The following is a 24802-nucleotide window of genomic DNA, read 5'->3' as shown; positions in this document are numbered from 1 at the left end:
CATAATGACCAGAGAGAGCAGGTGGGCAAAGGATGACAAATGCACTGATAACGCTGGCGCTATGTCTGTTGCTGATGCCGCTGTTGCTATGGCTGATTGGCCGCGCTCTATCGGCTGCAAAGGATAAAAAACCGGAGGGAGATAAACCTAAACCGAAGACTGGCATGCCGCACGGTGATGATCAATAACTTCCGGTTACAGACGGGGTGTCCGGGTTCGGCATGCCGAACCCGTTGACTGCGTTGTTAGTACTGCGGCCAGTAATAGGTTTTCTCATGCCAGCCTTTGCCATACATGCAGGCCTCGATGGTCGCCGAGCGGGCGGCCTCATTGCGATCATTCTGCACCGTTTTGAACGAGGGCTGTTTTTCGTAACGGTAACCTTCTGGGCAATCTTTCTTGTCTTTTTTACAACTCTTGTATTGGTTTTCGTAGGCGAACTCAAAATCTCTCACCATATCTGGCGGAAAACGTTCATACCCTTTGCCTTTGCATTCAGCATATTCCGCATCGCGGGTGGTTGTGCCAGCGCCGGGTTTTTCCCATTGGGTGCAGGCGGTCAATGTCAAGAATGGCAAAATAATCAAAAAATTATACGTCTTCATGGTCTCCCTAACTCTTTCTGTCGTCCTAAATGCACGTGCTAAGAATCATCCTAGGCAACGCAAGGCAGGAGTGTAATGAACTGATGTTAAAATTGGAAATGATAATGGTTATTGTTTAGGTGGTATTGAGGTTACTCTGGCGAATCCATACATTCTGTCTTTCAGGACGCAGCCAACAACGCTGCGACCTGTAAGGCGGCGGGTATATACTGATGTTTTTGGCTAAGGGGAAAATGGCATGCGACGTACGCTCGTTTTACTTTCGGTATTACTGGCGCTGGCCTTATTGTTCCCTTGGGCAAGCCGTTATTTGCCACCCGGTTATAACCCTTTTGCTCCTTTGACGCTGGACGATCCACCAACCCTGGTCACACGCCTTAAACTGCGGTTGTTGGCCAATGATCCCGTGGCCTGCATGGCCATTTTGACTCAGGCCAGAGACGCGGGGCGTATAGGTTTTAGCCTGCCAGGCGACAGTCAGGGCGAATGCCCGCTGGTTGCGCCGGTGCGGGTGCAAAATTTTGGTGAGGTGCGTCTCAGTTCCAGTTTTCTTGCCAGTTGCCCGCTGGCGCTAAGCAGCGCAATGTTCGTTGGGCAAATCGCCGAGCCGCAGGCGCAACGGCAGTTTGGCGTGAGGCTGGCGCGTATTGATCATCTTGGCAGCTACGCCTGTCGCAATATCTATCATCGTCCGGTGGGAAGGCTCAGTGAGCATGCCACTGCGGAGGCTTGGGATATTGCCGGTTTTCGGCTGGCGAATGGCAAACGGCTGACAATATTGCGAAACTGGCCAGAGCAAAGCACCTCGGGAAGTTATCTGAGAACGTTGTTCAAAGAAGGATGCGGTTTTTTTGGCAGCGCCTTAGGCCCGGAATATAACGCCGCTCACGCAAATCATTTTCACTTTGGTATGCGGGGGTACGGGCTGTGCAGATGAATATTAATGACGAAAGCGAATAATAAATAATTAATATTTTTAGTTATGATTTCTTTGCTAAGTTTTTTATTATTTCTTGGCGGGTATGTTTTTAAGATTTTTACCTAATAGGCCATTTTTATTATTGGTTGCGTAAGGTTTTTTTTAAGTGCTGAATGGTATGTGAAAATTTATCCCATTCTTCAATCTGGAATAATTAAAAATATTATTCAAATGACTCGTAATGTGATTGCAATTCACCTATAAATTTTTTAGATTCAGGAGCGATGAATGATTTTCATGATAATTAAGGCGTGAAAAGGGAGTTTTATTTCTTGAATAAACCTGAAATACCTAAAAATAATGATAAAACATCTTCATTATCAGTAGATTATGTTCGATTTAAAAATCTTTCCGACGTTGGCGATGAGTTTGGTTATGGCCGTACCCGGTTTTATCAATGGTGTCGGGGGCGCGGTTTTCTTACGTTGATGAATGCACCTTCCCCAGAGATGATCAGTCGAGGATACATGGTGACTGGGTTGTCGGAAACCGGCTATCCGCGGGTGTATGTCACTGAGGACGGATTTAACTATGTGGGAGGAATTTTTCAAGATGACATCAACAAACGCATGATTAAATTTTAAATGGATTGCGGAAAAATCTTATCCATTTCAAGATAATAACCAAGATTTTTCTTGGGCGTACGTGGTCTTTCTGCTCATTGCCGCGATGGGCAGTGAAAATACGTTTTGCGCCGTGTTTCTTCCCAGCCTATTGGAAGTTATCCTATTTTTCTATTGATCACGTGCGACTGCTACTGTTGCAGCCTATTCTCTTGCTACTATAAAGATTGGTTTTTTCCAGGAGCTCAGGATGAAGCATTACGCCGTGTTACTTATTACAAGCCTACTGCTGTCTGGCTGTGCCACGCAGGCGGTTCCGCCGCAACAGGCCGAGTTGCCGCCGCCCAGTCGATTGATGCTTTATCAGAGCGTGCCGCAAACGCCTTATGCCACGGTGGTGGTGGTGCGCGACAGCGGAATGTTGGCAGGGAGTTGCCGCACCGGGGTTTATATCAATGGGGAGTTTGCGGCGTCGCTGGCGGCAAAAGAGAAGGCCGAGTTCCGGGTGCCGGTGGGGAATAACGAAGTTAGCATCGGGCAGGATATGGTCGAAAATAGCCTGTGCATCTGGCGTGACACCAGCGGCCGGTTACCGATGACGCTGCGCGCCGGTGAGAGCCGTTACTTCCGCATTGCGGGCGATATGCGACGCGGCTTTGTGCTGCAGGCCGGCAGGCCGTAATCAGGCGGGGCGCAGTCAGCGCCCCTGCCACCATCCCCACAGAGTAATCAATAGCCACGCCGCAGCAATCCAGCACAACACCGCCGCACCCAGCGCCCAAGACAATCTCATGCTGTTGATGAATAAATACAGCGAGATCAGATACACCAGATAAGGCAGAACCGCCCACATGCCAAAAATCAGCGTGGTTCTCAGCGCCTCGATCGATCGTTCGCTGCCGACAATGTAATGGGCAATCAGTGCAAAGGTGGGAAACAGCGGCACCAGACCGGCGATGTAGTAACTGCGACTTTTAGCCAGCAGGCCGATTAAGATTACTACCAAAGCGCCGATCAGCGCTTTAACGAGGATGCCCATAGGTTTCTCTGGCGTAAATAAAAATACACTGCCCGAAAAAATTTGGGAGATCAATCACTCGCGGAGAAACAGGCCTGCAGGAAGAGCAGGCCGGATGGACGACAGTTTATTGACGGTAAGCGTGTTTAATCTGTTGGATGCTGTTTTTAAAGATTTCGGCCTGAGCCGGGTCTTCAATCTGTGCGATAAAGCGCTCCATGTTGATAATGACTTTCCCGGCATCCGCCTGACCGATCGATTTCAGGATCAGCGTCAGCGTTGCTTTAAGACAGGCGACTTCTGTCGCCAGCGTTTCCGGGTTTGCAGACGTAGTGAAATCAACGTTGCTCATTTTCTCTCCTGATTTTTTGGGCTGTAGCCTGAAACAATATGCATTTTGATGCGCATCAGCACCGATTTCATTCATTCTGGCATGCAGATGCGTATTTATCTGGGTGCGGAGTATAGCATAGCATCCGATATCCATCTGCACAGATAGCGCTGGAACCGTGCCATTCGGTGGTTAGCGATACATTAACTGGGCCATTACCGGTTGTGGGGTATAGCGCAGGCGGGCATTGGACTAATGAATACGGGGTATCCGTACGGTAACCGGAAGAGGGCAGAATAAGAGGGCAGTTATTTCGGTGGGGTTAATAAGTATTTGCCCGGCATGTTATTATCGATTTATACGGGTTATTTAAATTATCAGCATGGCTGTCTTGCTCTTTGACACATAAGTCAATACTGAATGATTTTCTTTCGCGACGGTTTTTCCAGAGGAGGAGAAAGGCAATCATCGTTTTGTTTTATTTCAATAAATTACATGCTAACTGTGTTCGTGTTAATATTATCCATGTCGCTATTGCTTACACTGATTTTACCCACGCCTTATGATTGGTGCGGTATCCTAAGGTGGAATCGCATTCAGTAATATTTACACTGTGGGCTTTGGGCCCGCAGAGAACGGCTTTATCGGGGCGGGTAGATGACTAAAATTCAAAAATCAGCGCCGTTTCGCAAAGTTAATCGGGAGTTAGTATTAATCTGTGTTCATTCTTGGCCGAAAAACAAGTAATATCTCAGGCTATAACAGAGGCTGACTGCGTTACTCCCTTTTTTTGGAGAATTTTCCTTGATTAGCGTTCTTCTTGTTGATGACCACGAACTGGTGCGCGCAGGGATACGACGCATTCTTGAAGATATCAAAGGTATAAAAGTTGTCGGGGAGGCCCAGTGCGGTGAAGACGCCGTGAAATGGTGCCGTGGCAATGCTGTAGATATCGTTCTTATGGATATGAATATGCCGGGCATTGGCGGGCTGGAAGCTACGCGCAAGATTGTACGTTATGCGCCCGACGTTAAAGTCATCATGCTGACTATTCATACTGAAAACCCATTGCCTGCCAAGGTGATGCAGGCGGGTGCCGCAGGCTATCTGAGCAAGGGGGCCGCGCCGCAGGATGTGGTTAACGCCATACGATCGGTGCAGGCAGGCCAGCGCTACATCGCGTCGGATATTGCTCAGCAGATGGCTTTGAGCCAACTGGAGCCACAGACGGAAACTCCGTTCAGCTGCCTGTCTGAACGTGAACTGCAGATAATGCTGATGATCACCAAAGGCAAAAAGGTTAATGAGATCTCGGAGCAACTGAGTCTCAGCCCTAAAACGGTGAACAGTTACCGTTATCGTATGTTCAGCAAACTGAATATCAGTGGTGATGTCGAACTGACGCACCTGGCTATCCGACACGGATTGTTCAATGCGGAGACGTTGTTAAGCAGTGAGTGACCGTTTTGATGCCAAAGCATTTTTAAGCACCGTTACCAGCCAGCCCGGCGTCTATCGTATGTATGACGCTACTGGTACGGTTATCTACGTCGGTAAAGCCAAAGACCTGAAAAAACGCCTCGCCAGTTACTTCCGTCAGCAGGTAGGAAGCCGAAAAACCGAGACGTTGGTTAAAAATATCGTACAAATAGACGTTACTGTTACGCACACCGAGACAGAAGCGCTATTGTTGGAACATAACTACATAAAGTTATACCAGCCACGATATAATGTTCTTTTGCGTGACGATAAATCTTATCCCCTGATCTTTCTTAGTGCAGACAGTCATCCGCGGCTGGCCGTTCATCGTGGTGCCAAACATGCCAAGGGTGAATATTTCGGCCCGTTTCCCAACTCTTACGCCGTGCGCGAGACGTTGGCGCTGCTGCAGAAGCTATTCCCGATACGCCAGTGCGAGAACAGCGTGTATCGCAACCGCTCGCGCCCTTGTTTGCAGTATCAGATCGGCCGTTGTCTGGGGCCTTGCGTTGCCGGGTTGGTGAGTGAGGAAGAATATCAACAGCAGGTGGATTATGTGCGCCTGTTCCTGTCCGGCAAAGATCAGCAAGTGCTGCATCAGTTGATCGAGCGGATGGAAAACGCCAGTAAGGCATTGAACTTCGAAGATGCGGCGCGTATCCGCGATCAAATCCAGGCGGTGCGGCGCGTGACCGAGCGTCAATTCGTTTCGGGCAATAGCGACGATCTGGATGTGATAGGCGTGGCGTTTGAAGCCGGCATGGCCTGCTTGCACGTGTTGTTTATCCGTCAGGGTAAAGTGTTGGGCAGCCGCAGCTACTTCCCGAAGGTTCCGGGCGGTACCGAGATGAGCGAAGTGGTACAGACGTTTGTCGGACAGTTTTATTTACAGGGAAGCCAGTCACGCACCCTGCCGGCGGAAATTCTGCTGGACTTCAATCTGCCGGAAAAAGACCTGTTGGCGGAATCGCTCTCCGAGCTGGCCGGCCGCAAGATCCAGATCCAAAGCAAACCGCGCGGCGATCGTGCACGCTACCTAAAATTGGCGCGCACCAATGCTGCGACCGCTCTGACGACCAAGCTTTCGCAACAGTCGACGATTCATCAGCGGTTGGCGGAATTGGCGAAGACCCTGAATCTCTCCGAGATTAATCGCATGGAGTGTTTTGACATCAGTCACACCATGGGTGAACAGACCGTCGCTTCCTGCGTGGTGTTCGATGGCAACGGGCCGCTGCGTTCGGAATATCGGCGTTATAATATCGCCGGCATTACGCCAGGGGATGACTATGCCGCCATGGCGCAAGTGCTGAAACGACGCTATGGTAAAGCTCTGGAAGAGAAAAAAATCCCGGATGTTATCTTTATCGATGGTGGCAAGGGGCAGCTTGGCATGGCGATAGACGTGTTCAACTCACTGAACGTCACCTGGGATAAGAACAAACCTTTGCTGATTGGTATTGCCAAAGGTGCCGATCGCAAAGCCGGCCTGGAAACGCTGTTCTTTGTACCTGAGGGAGAGGGGATTTCTCTGCCTTCGGATTCGCCGGCGCTGCATGTGATCCAGCATATCCGTGATGATTCGCATAACCATGCGATCACCGGGCACCGGCAGAGAAGGGCAAAAGTCAGAAATACCAGCGCTTTGGAGCTTATCGACGGCGTTGGGCCAAAACGACGACAGGTATTGTTGAAGTATATGGGCGGACTTCAACCTTTATTGAACGCCAGCGTTGAGGAAATTGCAAAAGTGCCGGGTATTTCACAAGCATTGGCAGAAAAGATCTACAATGCATTGAAACACTGAGGGCAATGTAGCAACATACTCTTAATTCCCACTCCAGCCAGATAGTTACCGTAGCATATGCAATTGAATATACCGACTTGGCTTACTCTGTTTCGTGTAGTTCTGATCCCATTCTTTGTTCTGGCATTTTACCTGCCGTTCACCTGGGCTCCGATGGTTTGCGCCGTCATCTTTGTATTTGCTGCCATAACCGACTGGTTTGATGGGTTCCTGGCCCGTCGCTGGAAGCAAACCACCCGTTTCGGGGCTTTCCTCGACCCGGTAGCGGACAAAGTGATGGTAGCGGTGGCGCTGGTGTTGGTCGCGGAGCACTACCACACCTGGTGGATCACGCTGCCTGCGGCGACCATGATTGCCCGAGAAATTATCATCTCGTCGCTGCGTGAGTGGATGGCGGAGATAGGTAAACGCAGCAGCGTGGCGGTGTCGTGGATTGGCAAAGTCAAAACCATGGCGCAGATGATGTCGCTGGTGGGGCTGCTGTGGCGCCCGGAACGTACGGTTGAATATGCGTCCTTCGGCCTGCTGTACATCGCGGCCGTGCTGACTTTCTGGTCAATGTTCCAATATTTGAACGCCGCCCGGAAAGATTTGCTTGAACCCTGATCAAAGCGCTGCAAAAATCGTCAAACAAACGTGATGAGACAACAATTTTATTGACTCATTACGTCAGGTAAGTAGAATGCATCGCATCAGACGGCAGCGGTGAATCGCCGAAAGATAGCAAAAAAATCAGTAAGTTCTGATTGATGCGGGAATAGCTCAGTTGGTAGAGCACGACCTTGCCAAGGTCGGGGTCGCGAGTTCGAGTCTCGTTTCCCGCTCCAAATTAAACAAAGCTGGTGTTTCACGAGCTTTGGCCTGAAGAAGGCAGCAGAATTAAGGCGCGTTAACAAAGCGGTTATGTAGCGGATTGCAAATCCGTCTAGTCCGGTTCGACTCCGGAACGCGCCTCCAATTTTCCCGAGCCCGGGTGGTGAAATCGGTAGACACAAGGGATTTAAAATCCCTCGGCTTATGGCTGTGCGGGTTCAAGTCCCGCCCCGGGTACCAGGGAAAATAATTCCAGAATAATCAAAGCAATAAGTAGTAATGTCGTGGCCGCCGGAAGGCGGTTTTTTTGTGTCTGAAAATCCTCTTCATAGTATTCCTCACCGTTTGTTCAACGTTTTTGTGGCCAGAAATCGCCTGCTTGCCGTATAGACCACCTTCGAGATTCGAGACGTCTTATGACATAGATGCTGTTTTCCCCCTTAATTTTCAAAGGCAGCGCTTTAGCTTCACTGATGGCCGCTTCCAACTCGTCAAGCTTATGGACATTCCAGACGGCCATTGGATTAATCTTCGGCTCGAAATGCTGGGGGATCAGTAAAGGTTCCGTAATGCTAAATGTCGGGGATGCCTCATTTTCTCATAAAATCAGACATTTTTTTAAGACGGTTAACGCTAAGTGATATATAACCAGAGAGTAAAAAAGAGAAGGAGCGTTGGATGAGAGGGGGATTATTTTTATTGGTTATTGTAATGCTATCTGGGTGCTCAGGGCCTTTGGGCTCCCTATTGGGTGTTATTCCGCAAAGTTCCGATGTGTGCCCTCAGGGGAAAGATGCGATATCTGGTGAGTGTCGCTAGCGATAACCATTTGAAAAAATGAGTGTTACCCTTGATTAACACCTTTTACGCCAGCGCTTTAGTCAGGTTGAATATCGGTCTGACTAACAATGTCTTCAACACGTGGGCACCCGGATATATCGCTTTGCCTGTCACCCGCCAGGTAACCTAATTGAGGTGATGTTCGATTATTTCAACGTTGTTCCAATAGTCGAATATCCTTTGCCCTCATAACTAACCCTTCGCACCTTGCACCGGGTTTCAGGTCTCGGTACCTTACTCGTGGAGCCGCACCGGGGCAAAAACTGCCCGAACGGTGACGGCGCCCGGTGCCTGTTTCCGCACACATTCTCGCTAACGACCGTTAACGCCAATGACTTCGATAGCGGCTCTGTGCAGCTTTTGGCAATAGTCCTCGGGCTGTCTTTCGATCTCTTTGATCAGGTGGGCGAGAATGCTTTGCTTGGAGATGGGTCTGTTGGATAAGAGCACCTGGACAACGCTCTTGCCGACAAGGTTGTATATTTGTTCGCGATACAACTCGACGTCTTTATCGTCGAGACCGTAAAGAGAGTAATCAATCATAGTGTTTTTACCGCTGGTGAAATTTAAAGCACCGCCCGAAGCGGGCTGAGAAGCCATTAAAAAAATAAAATACTGCAAATTCCACTTAGGTACATGCCTTCGCGGTAGGTTAACGATAACGTAATAAGAATATTCCTATCAATAGGCAGCGGCAATCCAGATGGCTAATTAGGAATAACCTCATGTAACAGCTTGGGGATCTGAACTTGCCAAGATGAATCAGTGGGAAGGCGTTGGGGGGATTAACATCAGGTTGTGCGCCAAAACTCTTGAGCGGCGGTTCCAAATGCGGCAAGCGCGCTGAGCGCGAATCTCTTATCCGCCAGCCCGAACCGCAGGTTAGCCCGGCGAGGTTTTTGATGGGCAATCCCCTTTACACACGGTTTGTTACAGTATAACAGCGATAAATTGTCTTGCGGCAGCAACGTCGGCCCAAATTATCTGTCAGATTACCATTCAATAGCAGGATGAGCGCGTAGCCCTCAACCACAACCTGTATCAGCAAGCAGTTATGAACTCACTTTGGCGAGAATGGTATCAATAATGCAGAAGTTCCGACGTTGGACCCAGTTGCAGGTCTCTTTCTTTATCGCGTTTTATCTCGGTGTATTACTCAATATCCCCATATTTTATCGCCGTTATCAGCAACTCAATTACGACAATTTACTGTCGATCGGCATTGAGGTCGTCGCGGCCTTTAGTCTGGTGTGCTTTATCACTCTGCTGATCTCGTTTTTGGGGCGTCGGCTGTTCCGCGTTCTGGCATCGTTTCTGGTGCTGAGCTCGGTGGCTGCCAGTTATTATATGGTGTTGTTCCACGTCGATATCGGCTACGGCATCCTGGCGGCGGTGATGACTACCGATGTTGATCTGTCCAAAGAGTCGGTTGGTTGGCATTTTGGCGTGTGGATGGTGGTGGTGAGTCTGTTGCCGTTGCTGTTCATCTGGCTGTCACCGATGCACGAAGCCGCACTGAAGCGCAGTAACTGGGCTACGTTGTTTAAAAAAGGCGGTATCATGCTGGCCGCCGGGCTGTGCTGCTGGTTGCCACTGCAACTGATGGGGCAGGTTCAGGATCGCCACGATCGCGAAAATAACCAACTGATGGCCAGCTATGGCGGTGTGGTCGCCGGCAGCTATTCGCCGTCCAACTGGCTTTCGGCGTTGGGGCTGCTGACCTACAGCTCTTACAGCCAGGCGGAAGACAGCCGTAATCTGTTCGATCCGGCCGCGCATTTTACCTATCAGCCGCCGAAAGACGTTAATGATCTCTATGTGGTGTTTGTGATTGGTGAAAGCGCCAGACGTGATCACATGGGGATTTACGGCTACCAACGCGACAACACGCCTTATCTTGATAAAGAAGCCAACCTGGCGGTGCTGCAAGGCTATTCCTGCGACACCTCGACCAAGCTTTCTCTGCGTTGCATGTTCGTGCGCGAAGGCGGTGCTGCTGAAGAGCCGCAGCGGACGCTGAAAGAAATGAACGTGTTTTCGGTGCTGAAAAAACAGGGCTTTTCCTCGGAGCTGTTTTCGATGCAGAGCGAAGCCTGGTTCTATAACAAAACTCAGGCGGATGATTATGCGCTGAGAGAAAGCATTCAGGCGGAAAAACGTAACGTCGGTAAGCCGGTAGATGATATGGCGTTGATTGACGAGCTGCAGGATTCGTTGGGCCGTCATCCGCAGGGCAAGCATTTGGTCATTCTGCATACCAAAGGCTCGCACTATATGTATACCGAACGATATCCTCGCGCTTTTGCCCGCTACAAGCCGGAGTGCCAGGGCATTGATGATGCCTGCTCCACGGAAGAGATGATCAACTCGTACGACAACAGCTTGCTGTACACCGATTATTTCCTCGAGCAGGTGTTCAATCAACTGCGCAACCGCAATGCCATCGTGTTTTACGCCTCGGATCACGGGGAGTCGATCTCGGAAAATATGCATTTCCACGGCACCCCGCGCGATCACGCGCCGAAGGAACAGCGTACCGTTCCCATCATGGTCTGGGCATCCGACAAATTTCTCAGCCAGCCCGATCACCAAGCGGCGTTTAATCAGTTGAAGGCGCTGCAGCAGGCCAAAACGCCGGTGTTCCATGAGAAGCTGTTCGACAGCGTGTTGGGTTGCATCGGTTATACCTCGCCGGACGGCGGTATCGTGAAGCCGCACAACTGGTGCCAGGTGAACTGATCCCTGAAGTCACAATGAACCGCCGCAAGGCGGTTTTTTTGTCTAAAAAATCGCGTGGCAATGTCTGTTGACGCAGGTTTTAGCTCGATCAAGCACCGCATGATGGCGGCTTATCTCCCAACCCGCGCTCGCAGTGAAAAACGGGGGCTGAGTCGGCTCGGCCCAGTCGCTTTTTATCCCGTGGCAGGATGGGGATTAAGGCCTTTTTTCCAGGTTTCGATTGCCTGAGCAAGTGGCATAAAAAAATCCGTAATCTTCAATGAGATTACGGATTTTTACCGGTCCATGGGATCGCTCTTCGATCATGCAGTGCTTAACCGAGCGGCATCAACCCCAAGGACGATTGAGCTTTAGTCCAGTTTCGGATGCTGGTCGATCAGCGTCTGTTTTTTCTTCTCCAGCTCGGCAATCTGCTCGTTGATATCCTCAACCTTCTGTTCGATGTTGTCGTAGGTTTCCTGCAGCAACTCTCTGGCTTCCGTACGATCCGAAGCTGCCGGGGTGGCACCCCGCAGCGGTTTGTTGGCGGTTTCCTTCATGTACAGGCCGGTGATCAGGCCAATCACCGCTACCACCATCAGATAGTACGCCGGCATATACAGGTTACCGGTCGATTCGACCAACCAGGCGGCCACCGTCGGCGTAGCGCCGGCGACCAGAACCGAGATATTGAACGAAATCGCCAGCGCACTGTAACGAATATGCGTCGGGAACATCGCCGGCAGGGTAGAGGCCATCACACCGGTGAAGGAGTTCAGCAGCACGGCCAACACCAGCAGGCCGACGAAGATCAGGCCAATCACGTTACTGTTGATCAGGATAAAGCAGGGTATCGACAGCAACAGCAGCCCGATGCTGCCGCCAATGATAAACGGCTTGCGGCCAATGCGGTCGCTGGCCAGGCCGATCACCGGCTGCACAAACAGCATGCCGATCATGATGGCGATGATGATCAGTACGCCGTGATCTTCCGAGTAGTGCAGGTTATGCGACAGGTAGCTCGGCATGTAGGTCAGCAGCATGTAGTAGGTTACGTTGGTGGAAATCACGATACCGACGCACACCAGCAGGCTTCGCCAATGTTTGGCCGCGATCTCTTTAAACGAGGTCCTCGGCGGGTTGCCGATGGCATCGCGATCTTCTTTCTCCATCTTCTCCACGTGCTGCTGGAACGCCGGGGTTTCTTCCAGCGCATGACGCAGATACAGACCGATCAGGCCCAGCGGTGCAGCGATAAAGAACGGAATACGCCAACCCCAGTCGAGGAAGTTGCTTTCCCCGACGATGCTGGAAATCAGCACCACTACGCCTGCGCCGAGCACGAAGCCGGCAATAGAGCCGAAATCAAGCCAACTGCCCATAAAGCCGCGTTTTCTGTCAGGCGAGTATTCTGCGACGAAGATCGCCGCGCCCGAGTATTCGCCACCCACCGAGAAGCCCTGCGCCAGCTTGGCCAGCAGCAACAGCACCGGCGCCCAGATGCCGATCGAGGCATATGACGGGATCAGGCCGATACAGAAGGTGCTCACCGCCATGATGATAATGGTGATGGAAAGGACTTTCTGGCGACCGAATTTATCGCCCATCGCGCCAAAGAACAGACCGCCTAAAGGACGTACCAGGAAGGGGACGGAGAACGTTGCCAGTGCGGCAATCATCTGCACGCCGGGGGTGGCGCCAGGGAAAAACACTTGCCCAAGGGCGTAGGCTACGAAGCCGTAGACACCGAAGTCGAACCACTCCATCGCGTTGCCTAATGCAGCCGCGGTGATCGCTTTCTTCAGCTTGCTGTCGTCGATGATGGTGATGTCATTAATGTGCATCGGCTTATGTCGTTTTTTTCTTAACTTCATATAATCATCCCTTAATCAATTTTAGTCGTACGTGAATTCGCAATCCTTGTTCACTTTACTTCTGCCAAGTTATCAGTGTGGCTAATCTGATCTCCATTTAAAGAGATTCCATGCTGCCATTTTTGTGTGATGCGAATCACATAATGAGCCCGATTTTAGCGAGAATATGTCATTCAGGTGACTAATTATTTTGCATCTATAGCTTAACGTTATATCTATTGGTGATCAAATTTAGCAGTTTATCTTATGCATTTTCACCAAAATAGCGCCAAAACAGGTTGATATTTACGCATGTTGATGTTTTTTTGTCAGTGTGCGGGATGGCTAAAGTATAGGAGGAGCCGGAAATGATACGGGTAAAATTAATGCGTTTTTTGCTGTGGATCAGGGCCTGACGTAGGTGTCAGGCCGCTGAGTTATTGGGATGAACCGCCAAATTCCAGGTAGATCTGCGCCAGATTCTGGTACTGCTCAAAGCGATTTTCATCCAGCGCCAGCTCCGCCAGCCGGCGGCGATTCTGCGCATCCAGCCAGAAGGTGATAGATACGGCACCCTGGCGATAGCGAATTTCATTCAACCGTTCAGATTTACGTGCCAGCGCCAACGCCGTCTGCAAACGTTGTTCTTGTGCCATCAACTGGGCGCGTAACGATAAAGCATTGTCTACGTCGGCCATGGCTTTATACAGCGCCTGTTTGAATTCCAACACCCGCAATTCGTAATCGTTACGGGCGATTTTGATGTCAACGTTCATCTGCCGCCACTCGAGGAAAGGCAGCGACAAACCCGCGCCCACCGATGCCACCGGATTGCGCAGAAATTCCAGCAGCGCGGTGCTGCTGGCACCCAATGAACCGGTCAGGCTGAAGGCCGGATAATACTGGGTGCGCTTCACGTCAACGTTGGCTAACGCCTCGCGCAGCCGCAGCTCTTTGGCGTTGATATCCGGGCGATGTCGCAGCACATTGACCGGAATACCGGCATTGATCTGCGGTAACCGGCCCATCGGCAGGCGTGAGGGGGCAACCACGGCATTGCCTGGCGGCGCGCCCAGCAGCAGCGTTTGTTCGTTCAACGCCTGCTGACGTTCGCGCAGCAGCACCAGATGGCCGCTCTCCTGACTAACCAGGTTTTGTTCGGCATCCACCACGTCCAGCGATGAGACGCTGCCTGCGCGGTAACGGGCATTAACCAACCGCAGAGTCTCCCGGGCGTAGGCGATGCTCTGCTGGCTGACACCGATTCGCTGATTGATAAAACCCAACCGCCAATAATTCTTGCTGGCACTGGCGAGCAATGCCAAGCGAGCGCTTTGCAAATCTTGCTGCGTGGCCTGCCGGCTCCATTCAGCAGCGTCATGCTGACGCGCCAGTTTCCCCCACAGATCGACTTCATAGCTGGTGCCTAAACTGGCGCCACTGCTTTTGTTCCAGGGTGAGGAATCAGAAAGAGCGGTATTGGCACCGCTATTGAGCGTCGCGGTCACGCCCGGAGCGGTAATGATACCGGCCCGCTGAGCCTCTAACTGGGCCTGGTAAACGCGTAGCGCGGCGGCGGCCAAATCGTTATTGCCGGCCATGACCTGCTGTAACCAGCGGTCAAGCTCGGGATCCTGGAAATCGCGCCAGTCAAACGGGACCGGGCCGACGGCATCGACGCTTTCCTGCCAGTGCTCCGGGTAGTTCACCTGTGGTGTTTGATAATCGCTTTTCAAAGCGTTGCCGCAGCCGGTGCTGAGCAGGGTTGCGAGGCATAAGGCTATTGGTGTCAAAATTTTCATAAGTTACTCACTGGCCAGTGAATTGACCGGATCCATCCGCGCCGCTTTACGGGCTGGGAGATAACCGAAGATCATGCCGATCAGGGTGGAGCAGCAAAAGGCCACGACGGCGGCCTGCCAGGAATAGATGGCGGTGAGCATGCCGCCCGCCAGCGCGGTAAACAGCGAACCGGCGGCGAACGACAACGCAATGCCCAATGCACCGCCTATCAGGCAGACCAGTACGGCTTCGATCATAAATTGTTGCATGATGTCGCTGCGCCTGGCGCCGACCGCCATGCGCACACCAATCTCATGCGTTCGCTCGGTGACCGAAACCAACATGATGTTCATCACGCCGAGGCTGCCGATGATCAGGGAGATCGAAGCCACCATCAGGATCAACAGGCTCAGGGTCATCGAAGCATGCTCGATCGATTTGCGAAACTTGTCGCGGTTGAACAGCATAAAGTCTTTAACGCCATGGCGTTGGGTCAGCAATTGGCTGATGGCACCGACGGCGGCTTCGTTATCGACGTTATCCTTCAATCGTACGCCGATGCTGCTTAGCGTCGGCTTGCCTACCATGCGGTACATTACCGTGGTATAGGGCATCCACACGCTGATGCGGTTCGGTGCGGAATCCTGGTTGCTTTTGACTACGCCGACCACCCGGGCCGGCACCGCGCCGAGAAACACGATTTGGCCCAGCGGTTCTATGCCGAAATCACCGAACAGCGAGTTGCGCGCATTCTCGTCAATGATCACTTCCTGCAGCGCATTACGATCGTCACGAAAGGTGGTGCCCTGCAATAAAGTGAGGCCATTAACCCGGAAATAGTCGCGCCCGACGCCGGTGATTGAGGCTGTCGCCGATTTGCTGCGAAAACGAATGGAATCCGAGGCGCCCACTTCAGGGCTGACACTGTCGACAAAGCTCTGGTTGGCCAGCGCATCGGCGTCTGCCGGTACCAGCGTGCGTATGCTGTCGATGGCGTCATCGAAGAAATCGCGGCCGGGATAAATGCTGACGACATTGGTACCGAGATCTTTGATGCTGGCCAGCGTGCGCTGTTTGGCTCCCTCGCCCAGGGCGACCACCGTCACCACCGCTGCGATGCCGAAAATGATGCCGGTCATGGTCAATGCTGTGCGCAAACGGTGGGCATTCATCGATTTCAGCGCCATTTGCAGCGATTCGCGGGTACGATCGAGCAAACTTTGCCAGTAGCCTTGCCTTGCGCGGATGGCCGTTGATTGGGGCATCGGCGGGACGGGGGATTTGCAGCCGCTGTCTGCAATAACCTCGCCGTCCTGCAGTTCAATAATGCGCTGCGCGTGTTGGGCCACCTTCATATCGTGGGTGACGATCACCACGGTATGGCCGCGTTGGTTCAGTTCGCTCAGGATCCCCAACACTTCTTGGCCGGATTTGGAGTCCAGTGCGCCGGTAGGTTCATCCGCCAGAATGATTTCGCCGCCGTTGATCAAGGAACGGGCGATACTGACACGCTGTTGCTGGCCACCGGAGAGCTGGCCGGGCTTATGGTTTTCACGGCCTTCCAGGCCGAGTCGCGCCAGCAATTGCGCCGCTCGCAGGCGGCGTTGATCGCGCTTGCTGTTAGCGTAAATCGCCGGGATCTCGACATTGCCCAGCGCGCTGATATCCGGCATCAGATGATAGCGTTGGAAAATAAAACCGATGTGTTCGCGGCGCAACCTGGCCAATTCGTCCGGCGAAAGGTGTGCGGCGTTCTGGCCGCCAATGTAATAGTCACCCCGATCCGGCACGTCCAGGCAACCCATGATATTCATCAGCGTTGATTTGCCGGAGCCGGAGGCACCTATAATGGCGACCAGCTCCCCGGCGGCGATCGTCAGGTTGATGTCCTTGAGCACCGTCAGCGGTTGGGTGCTGTTGGTGTAGGTACGGCTTATGCCTTTCAGTTCAATGATATTGTTCACAGTAAGATGCCATCCCCGCCCGGATTGGCGCTTTCTTGCATCAGCACCACGGTTTCACCGGCCTTCAGCCCGGAAAGGATCTGTATATCGACGTTGTTGGTAATACCGGTTTTGACCTCGCGCATTTCCAACCGTCCATTATCGGTCAGCACTTGCACCTGCTGTTTTTTATCTTCGGTTTTACGCACTGCCTGAATGGGTACCAGCAGCGTGTTTTTCGCTTCGCCCAGCAGCAGTGAAACCTGCGCGGTCATGGCGATGCGCAGCCGATTATCCGGGTTGGGCACGTCCAGCAGCGCGTTGTAATACACCGAAGCATTGGAGGTGCCGGAGCCGGAGGCAGAACTGCTGCCGGAGAGCGAATCGTCTTTCATCACCGATTCCGGCGCCAGTTCGACGGTGCGCAAAGTGGCCTCGTAACGCTTTTCCGGCTCGGAGAAAATAGTGAAATAGGCTTTTTGCCCCTGGGAAACGCGGGTAATGTCGGCCTCGGAGATCTGCGCTTTGATGGTCATCAGCTCCAACCGGGCCAGTTTGACTATGGTGGGCGCGCTCTGGTTGGCGTTGACCGTCTGGCCTTGCTGGGTAATTACCGCAATCACGATGCCATCCATCGGTGCCAGAATGCGGGTATAACTCAGATCGACCTTTTTCTTATCCACTTCAATCTGCGCCTGCACGATACGCGCATTCAGGGCAATCAGTTCGGCACGGGTGGTGGTAAGCGTGGCTTCGGCGGTCTCAAAATCTTCGAGTGAACTGGCTTCATCGTTCAGCATGCGTTTTTGGCGTTTAAAGCGGGATTCGGCCTGTTTCAGCAGCGCCTGTTTGGCCTGCAAATCCGCCTTGGCGACGTTCAGCGCCGCTTCGGCGTTGCGCAGATCGTTGCGCTGCGGCAGGTCATCGATGTCGGCAATCGGCTGGCCCTGAGTGACGCGGTCGCCCAGTTTGACCTTCAGGGATTTGACCTGGCCTGAAACCTGCGCGCCGACGTTGACTCTTTCAACCGCGTCCATTTTACCGGTTGCCAGTACGGCATTTTCTATATCGCCCAGACGAACCGGCGCGGTGACATAGTGTGTCTGTGGGGGACGCTGCAGATAGTTCGTCAAAGCGATGAGCAACACGGCAAGCAAAGCGCCGGCCGCGACAAACGCCAAGCGGCGTGAAGTGAGTTTCATGGTGGTTTGCCTTAGTTTTCCCTAACAGCGGTAAAGCCGTGATTCCAAGAGGCGCCATGGTGGCACCCTCAGCTTTAACTGGCGATAAACGCGTGACTTATTTTCGCCGCATTGTCGATAATAAATATTATTCTCACAAACATCATCAAAGAAAATTTATCATGGATGCAATTTGAGCATGCAAACGTTTTACTGTATAAAAAACCAGTTATGTTGATTAACAAAGTTCGCGATTCGTCACTATGATGCCAAACCGACTCGAGCCGGAGCTCGACATTTATCAGTACCCGGAACATCTGCGCACCAGCCTTGAGCTGTTACCCAGGTCACCGGGCGTGTACCTGTTTCATGGCCTGAGCGACAGCATGCCGCTGTATATCGGCAAAAGCGTTAATATCCGCAGCAGGGTGATGGCGCATTTTCGCACGCAGGATGAGGCTCGCCTGCTGCGGCAAACTCAGCGCATCAGCTTTCATGAAACGGCCGGTGAAGTGGGTGCTTTACTGCTGGAGGCGCAGTTGATCAAACAGCAACAGCCGCTGTTCAACAAACGCCTGCGCCGTTCGAAGCAGCTCTGTTCATTGCATCTGGATCGCGGCCGAGTGGGCATTGTACATGCCAAAGACATTGATTTTGCCGCCACGCCTAATCTGCATGGGCTGTTTGCCAACCGAACTGCCGCACTGGAAAAGTTACGGGCCATCGCTGATGAGCAACGCCTGTGCTACGGCAAGTTGGGTATTGATAAACTGCCTGTCGGGCGGGCCTGTTTCCGGTATAGCCTGCGAAAATGTGCTGGTGCCTGCTGCGGTGTCGAATCGGATCTGCAACATGAGCAACGTTTGGCGGCGGCGCTGCAACAGATGCGGATCACCACATGGCCTTATGCCGGGCGAGTGGCTCTGGAAGAGCAGGGGGCGTCTTTGCGCCAGTATCATGTGATTCATAATTGGTTCTATTTGGGGAGCGTCGGCACGTTACAACAGGCCGATACGCTGCAGCGAACCGCGAGCCATTTTGACAGTGATGGCTACAAGATCCTGTGCAAACCGCTGATGAGCGGGCATTATCCGATCATTGAACTGGGTCGTTGAGTGGGTCAGATTTATCTGCAAAATCAAGCGATCGCTTGATCCCATAGCATTGATATGGATAATGACGCCCCGAAGCGAAGGAATGCGCTATTAACTCAGTTGGCAGAGTGATTGGTTTTTTAATGGCTTGTATTGGCTACAAAATTGATAGACGCGGGTTCGAGTCCTGCATAGCGCGCCAGCTTCCTCCTTTAAGATCGGTTATCGTAAAGCGCACCCGGGTTGATTTGCACTATCGGCTCCTCGTTGGGTTTTTCGGGTGTGCTTTACCGTAACCGGTTCTCCTGTCTGTGTTGTTATCGATCTTTGCTAGACTGTAATCAGGCAGGTTCGCTGCCCGGCAACAGGAGGTCGATATGTCTGAGTCCGATCAACTGCAGGAATTATTGCAGCGTGTAGCAGCACTCGAAGCCAGAGAGAAGTCGCTGACAGCTGCCTCCAACGCCTATCAGGCGATAATCACCACCTTGCTTGGCAACCTGGATAAACAGGAACGCGACAAGATTATTGCGATGATCGACCAGGCGCATGAGATCGCCTATGCCCGTGCTATCCAGCGCTGCAATGAGCCTCAGAAGCAAAAAATCAAACAGGCTGACGATATTGCTCAGCGCATGTTCATGTTCGCACAAGGTAAAAATTCACTGCAGCGTTAGGTGTCGCAGGTATAACAGTTGACGATTTTAAATTGAAGAACTGATCTACCTGGGCTAACTGTACTTGTGATAGTTTGACGAAAGAATATTGATAGCGTAATGCTCCCAAGCATAAGGTTGTAAGTATGGACGCGATTAAAAGCATCTTGGTAAAAGAAATCGAGCGGATCAACCGGCAGGAAGGGCGCGACGGCAAACTGCGTTTTAACAGCGAATTTGCCCGCGATCACCGCTATCTGTGCCTTGCCATGTTCGCCGGCTATTTCGCCGTGGTCGCCGTGATGTACCAAGTCTCTTATATGGGTTTTTTCTCATTTGTGGCTTTCACGGTCTTCGTTTTGTTCATGTTTGCAATGCTGCTGATTGAAATCAAACCGGTGTATCGTTTTGAGGATATCGGCGTGTTGGATCTGCGCGTATGTTATAACGGCGAATGGTATTTCACCCGAGCGTTGTCGCCGCAGTCGGTGAAGGCGCTGTTGGATGAGCCGTCGATCGGCGCGACGCTGAAAACGCGCATGCAGGAAATCATCGCCAATAAAGGCGAGATCGATTTCTATGATGTCTACGATCTGGCGTACTCAAAGAAGCCGCAGGGTGAACAGCCGCAGTTGGCGGTGCTTAACTGAAGGGTTCCCGCCTGTGCGGTTGTCGATTATACTCACTCTTCGAAGCCAGTTAAGCGTGAGGAGTTTGCGATGAGTGATGATATTTTCGATTTTGATATCGATGCCGAATTAGCGAAAGCGGAAGAAAAAGCGGCGCAGAAAGCGAAAGAAGTGCCTGAGATCCTTGAGGACGAAGCGGACTGCGAAGGGTGCAAAATCTGATCGCCATTGCCAACGAAAAAAACCGCTGCGGCGGTTTTTTTGTATCTGAAATGGGGGGCGGCAGGCAAAAAAAAAGCCCGTTTCAGGCGGGCCAACACTTAAGTAGTATGAGGGTATAATTTTTATTTCCATGTCCGTTCAGCATACGCCCTGTGAGAAGAAAGAGATGTGAAGCATTGTAACAAAATAGTTGTTGTTGTGTTTCCGCATGACCTGCGTCAGCCAAACGATTAATCCAGCACAAACCACCAAACCAACAACCCCGCCACGACAACCAGGCAAAGCGCAGATACGGTAACCAGTATTTTTCCCAGAATATCTTTTTCTTGATGCTGCTGTGTCACGTTAACGTTATCCAATTAAGAAGCTATGGACCAAATCGGCGATGCCCAGATCCAGCGCGACGACCGCCAGCGCCAGCAGCACCATGACAGATAAAAATCGAGTTTTGCTGTTCAAATCAATACCCATCACCGCAGTGCGGTGTTCCCAGAGTAAAGGTTAAAACGACGAGGCCGAAAGCCCCGATTTTGATAATTTCAGAGTTTAAGAACCTTCCCGGGCCTATAAGTTCCGTCATTATTGTGGGGGCCCGCTGCGGATATTGCAGTGCAGCGGGCGGGGTGCTGCGGGAGGATCAGTCAGTAACGATTTTTACGCCAATCTTGCTAATCGAATTACCGTCCATTTCGGCAATAGTCCAGGTCAAACCATCCCATTCCACCTGATCGCCCACCACGGGGGCACCGCCGATCAACTGAAGGACGAATTGGCCGAGCGTTTGCTGTTCGTCCACGCCTTCCTGCAGATTAAGCCCATATACCTGGGATATATCGCTCAGGCGTGCGTCTGATTGCAGGATAAAGTCACCGAAGAAGCGCTCGTCCAGTGTGACCACCGGCGCCTGGCTGAACAGTTTGCCCAGCACCGGCAGATCGTGTTCATGGCCGATTACGCACAGGATGTCATCTTCACGCAGTCTCGTACTGCCGCTTGGATGCAGCAGTTCCTTGCCGCGGAACAGTGCGGCAATACGCGTACCGGGCGGCATTTTCAGCTCACGCAGCGCGGCACCCACGCACCAGTTTTCCGACGAGAGCTGGTAAACAAACTGCTCCCATTGGTTTTCCGGGTGCACGTCCAGCCCGACCCGCGAGATGGGGGCCAGTGCCGGCGGCACTATGACTTTGGCCTTTCTGGCGGCGAAAGACAACGTGGTGCCTTGCAGCAGCAGCGAGACCAATACCACAAAGAAAGCCACATTGAAAAACAGCTGCGCGTTCGGCAATCCTGCCATCATCGGGAAGACGGCCAGAATGACCGGTACCGCGCCGCGCAGGCCGACCCATGAGATAAAACTGCGTTCGCGCAGGGTAAAACTGCGAAACGGCAACAGCCCGATAAATACCGAAAGCGGCCGGGCGAACAAGATCATCCACAGTGACAGCAGCAGGGCAGGGATGGCAATAGGCAGCAATTCGTGCGGATTGAGCAGCAGCCCCAGCACCAGGAACATGCCGATCTGGCTCAGCCAGGCCAGGCCATCAAAGGTCTGAACTATGCCGTGGCGGTTGCGGATTGGCCGATTGCCCAGCGTCAGGCCGCACAGGTATACCGCCAGAATACCGCTGCCATCCAGCGCGGTGGTCAGGGCAAAAATCAAAATGCCGCCACTCACGGCCAGCAGCGGGTACAGGCCTTCGGCCAATTTAATGTGGTTGATCAACCACAACAGTAGCCAGCCGCCGCCAAGGCCAAAGACGATCCCCATGCCAAACTGCTGCAACAAATGAAGGGGGAACATCCAGCTCAGCGTTGTTTCGCCGGCGGCGATCATCGCAATCAGCGTGATGGTGAGGAATACCGCCATCGGATCGTTGCTGCCGGATTCAATTTCCAGTGTGGCGCTAACCCGCTCGTTAAGCCCTTTACCGCCCAGCAATGAAAACACCGCTGCAGCATCGGTCGAACCGATAATGGCGCCAATCAGCATGCCCTGAAGCAGATCAAGGTCAAACAACCAGGCGGCCGCCAGACCGGTCAGCCCTGCAGTGATCACCACGCCGATGGTGGCAAGTGAGAGAGCCGGCCACAGCGCAACGCGGAAGGAACTGACGCGGGTGCGCATACCGCCGTCCAGCAGGATCACCGCCAGCGCCAGGTTACTGACCAGGTAGGCCACAGGATAATTGCTGAAAACGATGCCGCCCGGGCCATCGACCCCTGCGAGCATGCCAATTGCCAGGAAAATCACCAAAATGGGAATGCCCAGGCGCGAAGAGAATGAACTGAGTAGAATGCTTGCCCCCACCAACACGGCACCGATGATGAATAAACTGTTGATCGTGCTGGCATCCAAAATGACGTTCTCCTGATACTGGGGGAAAGGCGTTGCGCAAGGGCGCAGATACCCCGTGATGATAACGTGTTTAGTGGGTAAAACGCTAAAGCTGATTGAGAAAACATTTTTGGCATTTATTGCCATTTGGTGGAAACGGACAGAGAAAGCGAAGGGAAGAAGATAAGTTCCTGTTTTTATCTATAGTTATCAGCGGACTGAATATTTACATGGGCAATAATCATTGGAGGCCGACTGAGGGAGGAAAACCATTAAACCCCCGTCGGGAGGCTTAATGGTTTGTAGGCGCAGTGTCGTTAATGATCGAGCGATTGCAAAGCCCGCTTGATCAGTTCAGCGGCCAATTTTCGCTCCGACTCTGAAATGCCGTCAAGATTGAGGCTGGAAAGTTCGGTCACCAGGATGCTGCGATCCTTACCGCTGATCGACGAATCCAGTGCGGACAGCAAACGGCCAAGAATTTTCAGTAGGGTGGCGTTTTCCGGTACGGCTTCCTGAGCCGAAGTGTCTTTATCAGTCATTAAAAATCCTCTCTGTCGTGACGGAAGGGAGATGATGCCAACATTGTCGTACCAACGACAACGTCGTCCCTCAGGGTTCATTGAGCCCAATCGCTACCGTAAGGCAGGGATGTGGATTTCCACTTATGCATTGCAGTTATAACAACTAGCGGCAATATGCTCCAGCATAACTTTGCCCTAACTTTAACCATTGAGCTGAGCAATGTGTGCTCTATGCCCCCGGTTGCGGCGGCTACCAGAATCGTTATTTATATTTTGGGAGGGGGGACAGAGAGAAGGGGCAGCCAAACTGCCCCTGGCGTTCAGAGAGTTTTTTCTTTGCGCTGTACCCGGTGGTAACGCGGACGTTCCAACAGGAAATTGAGGTGCAGACGCTGAATAACGTAATAGGCAATGATTGGGGCGATCAGGCCGATCAGCGTACCGGCAATAACGTGTACCGACCAGTTGTTGACGTGCAAAAACTTGGTCAATATGATTCGCAATCCGCTGGCGGCAAGGATGTGCATCAGGTAGATCACCATACTTAATTCACCCAGGCGCCGTAACCAGGCGATGTCTGCCTTCGCCAGCAGGACCGACAGACAAATGATAAAGGCGATCGCTACGACGGCCAGGATCAGGGAGAACACTCCGACATCCGTGTAGGTCAGGCCAAGGTAATCATGGAATCCCCACTCCCGCAGAGCAAAAGCCACTAAAGCGATCAGGCCGTCACCCATGCCGATCCTGCCAATGAAGGCTGAGTAGCGTATTGCCAAGGCCCCGAGCAGGAAGAAAATCATAAACTTGATGATATAACCGAGATGGAAGGCTTGACTGAGGCTGTTCTGATACACGTACAGCCCGGCGCTGATAACGATCAGGGCAGGCAGGATATAGTTGAATTTGTTTTTGTTATACAACAGGGTGGCAAGGACAAATACCATGAACAAGGCGTACAAGAACCAAAATTGTGCTCGTGGTTGGCTAAAGAGCGTCAGCACGTCTGCCAGGTTGGCGGAGTTGTTGGTATAGCGTGACAGCACGACCTCGACGGTACCTTGTATCAGCGACCAGAGGATATAGGGGTACACGATAGTATCAACTTTACTGATGATAAAGCTGGTTTTACCCTTTCTATCTAATGACTGGACAAAAAAACAAACCGGAAAGGAAGAAAAACAGCGGTATATGGAAACTGTAAATAACGCTGTCTGTCAGTTGGTAAAACGATTCGGAAAGGTGAATGTTTGCACTGTACAAACCGCGGTTTACATGGTCAAAGACCACCAAAATAATGCCGATGCCTTTCGCATAGTCGACCCATGCTTCTCTCATGTGATTACCCTGCCCAGAAAGGAACAAATAACAACTTATAAGTATGTCTAATGAGCGTATCGGGTGATTGCCGGTTTGCAATGTGTTGA

General features: G+C 52.0%; 23 protein-coding genes, 4 tRNA genes and 1 pseudogene. 16 read left to right on the top strand and 12 right to left on the bottom strand.

The features are described 5' to 3' along the window. The first annotated feature begins 32 nt into the window (after positions 1-32). Positions 33-188: a hypothetical protein gene (locus D4100_RS25745; protein ID WP_167669654.1), complete on the top strand. Its 156-nt coding sequence runs from the start codon at positions 33-35 to the stop codon at positions 186-188. Positions 189-245: 57 nt separating this feature from the next. Here the strand turns inward: D4100_RS25745 and D4100_RS05265 are convergent, their stop codons facing one another. Next, positions 246-605: a hypothetical protein gene (locus D4100_RS05265; protein WP_006321710.1), complete on the bottom strand. Its 360-nt coding sequence runs from the start codon at positions 603-605 to the stop codon at positions 246-248. 238 nt (positions 606-843) lie between these two features. Here D4100_RS05265 and D4100_RS05260 point away from each other — a divergent pair, with 238 nt between their 5' ends. The 3 genes from D4100_RS05260 (at position 844) to D4100_RS05255 (ending at position 2829) form a co-directional block, all read left to right on the top strand. Further along, on the top strand, positions 844-1542 hold the full coding sequence (locus D4100_RS05260) for an extensin-like domain-containing protein (protein WP_119803382.1): 699 nt from the start codon (positions 844-846) through the stop codon (positions 1540-1542). Between the two features lie 314 nt (positions 1543-1856). Continuing rightward, positions 1857-2168, top strand: a complete 312-nt coding sequence (locus D4100_RS25575; RefSeq protein WP_147417740.1) for a hypothetical protein — start codon at positions 1857-1859, stop codon at positions 2166-2168. Positions 2169-2397: 229 nt separating this feature from the next. Beyond that, complete coding sequence (locus tag D4100_RS05255; RefSeq protein WP_006321713.1) at positions 2398-2829, top strand: hypothetical protein; 432 nt, start codon at positions 2398-2400, stop codon at positions 2827-2829. A gap of 15 nt (positions 2830-2844) precedes the next feature. Here D4100_RS05255 and D4100_RS05250 read toward each other — a convergent pair whose 3' ends face one another. Together D4100_RS05250 and D4100_RS05245 are read right to left on the bottom strand one after the other, a co-directional pair. Next, on the bottom strand, positions 2845-3186 hold the full coding sequence (locus D4100_RS05250) for a GlpM family protein (protein ID WP_006321714.1): 342 nt from the start codon (positions 3184-3186) through the stop codon (positions 2845-2847). Positions 3187-3292: 106 nt separating this feature from the next. Next, entirely contained in the window at positions 3293-3517 is a 225-nt protein-coding gene (locus D4100_RS05245; RefSeq protein ID WP_006321715.1) for a DUF2594 family protein, read from the bottom strand. 783 nt (positions 3518-4300) lie between these two features. Here D4100_RS05245 and uvrY point away from each other — a divergent pair. The 6 genes from uvrY (at position 4301) to D4100_RS05215 (ending at position 7835) form a co-directional block, all read left to right on the top strand. Continuing rightward, positions 4301-4957 (top strand): UvrY/SirA/GacA family response regulator transcription factor, encoded by a 657-nt coding sequence (gene uvrY, locus D4100_RS05240; protein WP_006321716.1) that lies wholly within the window; start codon positions 4301-4303, stop codon positions 4955-4957. After that, a complete protein-coding gene (gene uvrC / locus D4100_RS05235) occupies positions 4950-6782 on the top strand; it encodes an excinuclease ABC subunit UvrC (RefSeq protein WP_119803380.1) in 1833 nt (610 codons plus the stop codon). The genes uvrY and uvrC overlap by 8 nt, the downstream gene beginning before the upstream one ends. A gap of 57 nt (positions 6783-6839) precedes the next feature. Further along, positions 6840-7388 (top strand): CDP-diacylglycerol--glycerol-3-phosphate 3-phosphatidyltransferase, encoded by a 549-nt coding sequence (gene pgsA, locus D4100_RS05230; protein ID WP_004942945.1) that lies wholly within the window; start codon positions 6840-6842, stop codon positions 7386-7388. Between the two features lie 145 nt (positions 7389-7533). After that, positions 7534-7609, top strand: a tRNA-Gly gene (locus D4100_RS05225). 56 nt (positions 7610-7665) lie between these two features. Continuing rightward, a tRNA-Cys gene (locus D4100_RS05220) sits at positions 7666-7739 on the top strand. 10 nt (positions 7740-7749) lie between these two features. After that, positions 7750-7835: transfer RNA gene (locus tag D4100_RS05215), tRNA-Leu, on the top strand. 912 nt (positions 7836-8747) lie between these two features. Here D4100_RS05215 and D4100_RS05210 read toward each other — a convergent pair. Further along, entirely contained in the window at positions 8748-9056 is a 309-nt protein-coding gene (locus D4100_RS05210; protein WP_244941635.1) for a hypothetical protein, read from the bottom strand. 465 nt (positions 9057-9521) lie between these two features. Here D4100_RS05210 and eptB point away from each other — a divergent pair, with 465 nt between their 5' ends. Next, complete coding sequence (eptB, locus tag D4100_RS05205; protein WP_006322581.1) at positions 9522-11174, top strand: kdo(2)-lipid A phosphoethanolamine 7''-transferase; 1653 nt, start codon at positions 9522-9524, stop codon at positions 11172-11174. Positions 11175-11524: 350 nt separating this feature from the next. Here eptB and proP read toward each other — a convergent pair whose 3' ends face one another. The 4 genes from proP to etsA form a co-directional block, all read right to left on the bottom strand. Further along, positions 11525-13027 (bottom strand): glycine betaine/L-proline transporter ProP, encoded by a 1503-nt coding sequence (gene proP, locus D4100_RS05200; protein WP_006322580.1) that lies wholly within the window; start codon positions 13025-13027, stop codon positions 11525-11527. A gap of 416 nt (positions 13028-13443) precedes the next feature. Beyond that, positions 13444-14808, bottom strand: a complete 1365-nt coding sequence (gene etsC / locus D4100_RS05195) for a macrolide efflux RND transporter outer membrane subunit EtsC (RefSeq protein WP_119803378.1) — start codon at positions 14806-14808, stop codon at positions 13444-13446. A gap of 3 nt (positions 14809-14811) precedes the next feature. Beyond that, entirely contained in the window at positions 14812-16752 is a 1941-nt protein-coding gene (locus tag D4100_RS05190) for a MacB family efflux pump subunit (RefSeq protein ID WP_119803376.1), read from the bottom strand. After that, positions 16749-17933, bottom strand: coding sequence for a macrolide efflux RND transporter periplasmic adaptor subunit EtsA (gene etsA, locus D4100_RS05185; protein ID WP_006322577.1), 1185 nt, complete (start codon positions 17931-17933; stop codon positions 16749-16751). Before etsA ends, D4100_RS05190 begins: the two co-directional genes overlap by 4 nt. A 242-nt stretch (positions 17934-18175) precedes the next feature. Between etsA and cho the strand changes: the two genes are divergently transcribed. The 5 genes from cho (at position 18176) to D4100_RS25960 (ending at position 20513) form a co-directional block, all read left to right on the top strand. Beyond that, positions 18176-19027, top strand: coding sequence for an excinuclease Cho (gene cho, locus D4100_RS05180; RefSeq protein ID WP_119803374.1), 852 nt, complete (start codon positions 18176-18178; stop codon positions 19025-19027). Positions 19028-19111: 84 nt separating this feature from the next. Further along, positions 19112-19208 (top strand) — tRNA-OTHER (locus tag D4100_RS25660). A 175-nt stretch (positions 19209-19383) separates the two neighbouring features. After that, a complete protein-coding gene (locus D4100_RS05175) occupies positions 19384-19683 on the top strand; it encodes a sigma-S stabilization anti-adapter protein IraP (RefSeq protein ID WP_006322575.1) in 300 nt (99 codons plus the stop codon). Positions 19684-19808: 125 nt separating this feature from the next. After that, a complete protein-coding gene (locus D4100_RS05170; RefSeq protein ID WP_119803372.1) occupies positions 19809-20312 on the top strand; it encodes a YlaC family protein in 504 nt (167 codons plus the stop codon). A 69-nt stretch (positions 20313-20381) separates the two neighbouring features. Then, entirely contained in the window at positions 20382-20513 is a 132-nt protein-coding gene (locus D4100_RS25960) for a hypothetical protein (RefSeq protein WP_004942970.1), read from the top strand. A 351-nt stretch (positions 20514-20864) separates the two neighbouring features. Here the strand turns inward: D4100_RS25960 and D4100_RS25955 are convergent, their stop codons facing one another. The 4 genes and pseudogenes from D4100_RS25955 to D4100_RS05155 form a co-directional block, all read right to left on the bottom strand. Beyond that, positions 20865-20987 (bottom strand): hypothetical protein, encoded by a 123-nt coding sequence (locus D4100_RS25955; protein WP_043913334.1) that lies wholly within the window; start codon positions 20985-20987, stop codon positions 20865-20867. A 163-nt stretch (positions 20988-21150) separates the two neighbouring features. Then, complete coding sequence (locus tag D4100_RS05165) at positions 21151-22872, bottom strand: potassium/proton antiporter (RefSeq protein WP_006322572.1); 1722 nt, start codon at positions 22870-22872, stop codon at positions 21151-21153. Positions 22873-23168: 296 nt separating this feature from the next. Next, a complete protein-coding gene (locus tag D4100_RS05160; RefSeq protein WP_006322571.1) occupies positions 23169-23393 on the bottom strand; it encodes a hypothetical protein in 225 nt (74 codons plus the stop codon). Between the two features lie 302 nt (positions 23394-23695). Further along, positions 23696-24713: pseudogene (locus tag D4100_RS05155) on the bottom strand (acyltransferase family protein). Positions 24714-24802: the final 89 nt, after the last annotated feature.

It is taken from the genome of Serratia inhibens, assembly GCF_003591175.1.
GTDB lineage: Bacteria > Pseudomonadota > Gammaproteobacteria > Enterobacterales > Enterobacteriaceae > Serratia > Serratia inhibens.
This window is presented reverse-complemented; position numbering and strand designations above follow the sequence as displayed.

Coding starts and splice junctions, on each gene's coding strand:
- pgsA (WP_004942945.1), top strand. CDS start 6,840: ATGCAATTGAATATACCGACTTGGCTTACTCTGTTTCGTGTAGTTCTG.
- D4100_RS05160 (WP_006322571.1), bottom strand. CDS start 23,393: ATGACTGATAAAGACACTTCGGCTCAGGAAGCCGTACCGGAAAACGCC.
- cho (WP_119803374.1), top strand. CDS start 18,176: ATGATGCCAAACCGACTCGAGCCGGAGCTCGACATTTATCAGTACCCG.
- proP (WP_006322580.1), bottom strand. CDS start 13,027: ATGAAGTTAAGAAAAAAACGACATAAGCCGATGCACATTAATGACATC.
- D4100_RS05260 (WP_119803382.1), top strand. CDS start 844: ATGCGACGTACGCTCGTTTTACTTTCGGTATTACTGGCGCTGGCCTTA.
- D4100_RS25745 (WP_167669654.1), top strand. CDS start 33: ATGACAAATGCACTGATAACGCTGGCGCTATGTCTGTTGCTGATGCCG.
- D4100_RS05250 (WP_006321714.1), bottom strand. CDS start 3,186: ATGGGCATCCTCGTTAAAGCGCTGATCGGCGCTTTGGTAGTAATCTTA.
- etsC (WP_119803378.1), bottom strand. CDS start 14,808: ATGAAAATTTTGACACCAATAGCCTTATGCCTCGCAACCCTGCTCAGC.
- D4100_RS05170 (WP_119803372.1), top strand. CDS start 19,809: ATGGACGCGATTAAAAGCATCTTGGTAAAAGAAATCGAGCGGATCAAC.
- D4100_RS05255 (WP_006321713.1), top strand. CDS start 2,398: ATGAAGCATTACGCCGTGTTACTTATTACAAGCCTACTGCTGTCTGGC.
- eptB (WP_006322581.1), top strand. CDS start 9,522: ATGCAGAAGTTCCGACGTTGGACCCAGTTGCAGGTCTCTTTCTTTATC.
- D4100_RS05175 (WP_006322575.1), top strand. CDS start 19,384: ATGTCTGAGTCCGATCAACTGCAGGAATTATTGCAGCGTGTAGCAGCA.
- D4100_RS05265 (WP_006321710.1), bottom strand. CDS start 605: ATGAAGACGTATAATTTTTTGATTATTTTGCCATTCTTGACATTGACC.
- etsA (WP_006322577.1), bottom strand. CDS start 17,933: ATGAAACTCACTTCACGCCGCTTGGCGTTTGTCGCGGCCGGCGCTTTG.
- D4100_RS25960 (WP_004942970.1), top strand. CDS start 20,382: ATGAGTGATGATATTTTCGATTTTGATATCGATGCCGAATTAGCGAAA.
- D4100_RS05245 (WP_006321715.1), bottom strand. CDS start 3,517: ATGAGCAACGTTGATTTCACTACGTCTGCAAACCCGGAAACGCTGGCG.